The organism is Actinoallomurus acaciae, assembly GCF_042429965.1.
GTDB classification, from domain to species: Bacteria; Actinomycetota; Actinomycetes; order Streptosporangiales; family Streptosporangiaceae; genus Actinoallomurus; species Actinoallomurus acaciae.
In genome coordinates this window covers 1-2,710 of record NZ_JBHLZP010000797.1, presented here as the reverse complement: position 1 = coordinate 2,710, position 2,710 = coordinate 1, and the positions used below count along the sequence as shown (strand labels likewise).

Below are 2,710 nucleotides of genomic sequence, written 5' to 3'. Positions count from 1 at the left end.
CGAGGAGGTCGGTACGGCGCTGCGCGCCACGCCCCGTCACCGGCACATCGTCCGCCGCTGGCTTCGGGCCCTGGCCGGCCGCGACCGGCTGGTCCGCGACGAGGCGGGTTCCTACCACGGCCTGCGCCCGGTCGTCGCCGGCCTGGAGGACGCCTGGGCGCGGGCGGCCGAGCTGGGACGGCAGGTGGGCTGGAGCACCGGGCTGCTCGACGTCATGCGGACGTGCGCCGGCCGGCTGCCCGAGCTGGTCCGCGGCGAGATCGACATCCGGGAGCTGCTCTTCCCCGGCGCGGACCTGTCCGCGGCCGACGCCGCGTACCGCGACAACCTGGCCATCCGTCACCTCAACCAGGCCGTCGTCGCCGCGCTCCGGGAGATCGCCGCCGATCATGTCGGAGAGGAACGGCTGCGCGTGCTGGAGGTCGGCGGGGGCGTCGGAGGCACCACCGGCGAACTCGTGCCCGTACTCGCCGACCACGGCGTGGACTACCTGTTCACCGACCCGTCGCCGTTCTTCCTGAACGAGGCGCGGGAGCGTTTCGCCGACCATGCCTGGGTCCGCTACGAGCGCTTCGCCATCGACCGGGACATCCGCGACCAGGGGCTGGTCCCCAACTCCTTCGACGTCGTCGTCTGCGCCAACACCCTGCACGCCGCCACCGACGTCGAGGCCGCGATGTCCCGCCTGCGGGAACTGCTCGTGCCGGGCGGCCACCTGGTGTTCGTGGAGAACACCCGGGACGACCACCCTCCGCTGCTGGTGTCGATGGAGTTCCTGGAGGTCGCCGACCGTACCTGGACCGACCTGCGCGCCGCGGCCGGACAGTCCTTCCTCACCCGGCCGCAGTGGCTCGACCTGCTCGACCGGCACGGCGCGGCGGACGTCTCCGCGCTGCCCGCACCGGACAACCCACTGGCCGCGACCGGGCAGGAGGCCTTCCTCGCCCGGATGAAGACCGACCGCGTCCACGTCCCGGTGGGCGAGCTGGCCCGCCAGGCCGCGAACCGGCTGCCGGAGTACATGCTTCCCGCGGTGTGGCAGGTCCTCGACGCCATGCCCCGGACCGCCAACGGCAAGACGGACCGCGCGCGGCTGCTGTCCTGGCTCCCTCGGGATACCGCGAACGGCGACGTGGCACCGGCCGACCGCCCGATGGACGAGCTGGAGACCCGGCTCGCCGAACTGTGGTCGGAGCTCATGTCCCTCGACGGGGTCGGCCGCGACGACGACTTCTTCGCGCTCGGCGGAGACTCGCTGCTGATCGCCCGGATGGTCGGGCGGCTCCGCGAGCGCGTACCGGAGGCCGCCGGGCTGGAGTGGGAGGTCGTGCACCGGCACATGCTCCGCCGGCCCACGGTCGCGGGCCTCGCCGCGTTCCTCCGCGGTCTGAGCGGCTCTCAGGCGGCCGACGCCGATCCGGGCGCCCCGGCCGACCCCGTGGTGCACCTGCACGGCAGCGGCTCACCCGACGAACCCACGACGGTCCTGGTCCACGCCGGAACCGGCACGATCACGCCGTACCGGGCACTGATCACCGAGGTCCGGCGGCGCTCACCGGGAGCCGCCACCGTCGTCGGCCTGGAGATCCCCGGACTGGACCGGTTCTGCGACGCCGACCCGGAAGGGCTGATCGAGCGGCTCGCCGCCGACTACGCACGCGCTCTCATGGACGGCGGCCATCGTCGCTTCCACGTGGTCGGCTACTGCCTCGGAGGGCTGATCGCCACCGAGGTGGCGCGGAACCTCGCCGAATCCGGCGCCCAGGTCGAGAGCCTCACCGCCATCAGCAGTCACAGCCCCCGCTTCCGCCTCGACGACGAGGTGCTCGCCGAGTACTCCTTCGCCGTCATGATGGGCATCGACCCGGCCGACCTCGGCTTCCCCGCCGACGAGAACCGCGTGGCGGCCGCCGCCGACGCCGTCCTGGCGGGCAGCCCCGGCGTGCTGACCGACGGCGGCCTGGCCGCGCTCACCGGGGAGCACGCCGACGTCGCCGCCTGTTTCCGGGCGATCGCCGAGACGTCGCGCACTGCACGCATCGCCAGGATGTGCGAGGCCGTGCCCGCCTCCGCGGGGACGTACGCGCCCGACCACATGACCCGGTTGTTCCGAGCCTTCCGGCAGAGCGTCTTCGCCATCACCCGCTACGACGCCGAGCCGTACGCGGGCGACATCACCTTCCTACGCCACAGCGGCGCCTACCCCTTCCCCGGCAGCAGGGAGGCCGTCACCGGGTACTGGGAGGAACTGACGCTCGGCGACCTGCGCATCCTCGACATCGCCGGCGACCACTTCAGCTGCCTGTCCGTCGAGCACGCGCCGGCGGTCCTCAAGCTCCTGGACGAGCTGACCGACGGGGCGGTGACCCGATGACCGGCGGCCGGACCGTCGGTGTCCTGGGCGCCTCCGGGGCGGTCGGCGGAGCCGCGGTGCGGGAGCTGCGCGACCTCGGGTACTCCGCCCTGCTGCTGGGCGGGCGCCGTCCGGACGCCCTGCGCGAGGTCGCGCGAGGTGACGACGAGACCGTACGGGTCGACGTGGCCGATCCGGACGGCCTGGCGGCCTTCGCCGGACGCTGTGACGTCGTGCTCAACTGCGCGGGCCCGACCTATCGCCTGAAGGCCACGGTCGCCGCGGCGGCGGACTCCGCGGGCCCCCACTGCGTGGACGTGGCGGGAGACGACCCGGCCGCCGAGGCGCTTCGGGCCG

General features: G+C 73.8%; 2 protein-coding genes. Both read left to right on the top strand.

Going from position 1 to position 2,710, the window contains the following annotated elements; genetic code table 11:
* Positions 1 to 2,374, top strand: a 2,374-nt coding sequence (locus ACFFNX_RS47125; RefSeq protein WP_378212917.1) for a methyltransferase, incomplete at its 5' end; no start/stop codon positions are given.
* Positions 2,371 to 2,710 (top strand): saccharopine dehydrogenase NADP-binding domain-containing protein (locus ACFFNX_RS47120; protein ID WP_378212916.1); only part of this gene is annotated, 340 nt, incomplete at its 3' end. The genes ACFFNX_RS47125 and ACFFNX_RS47120, both read left to right, overlap by 4 nt.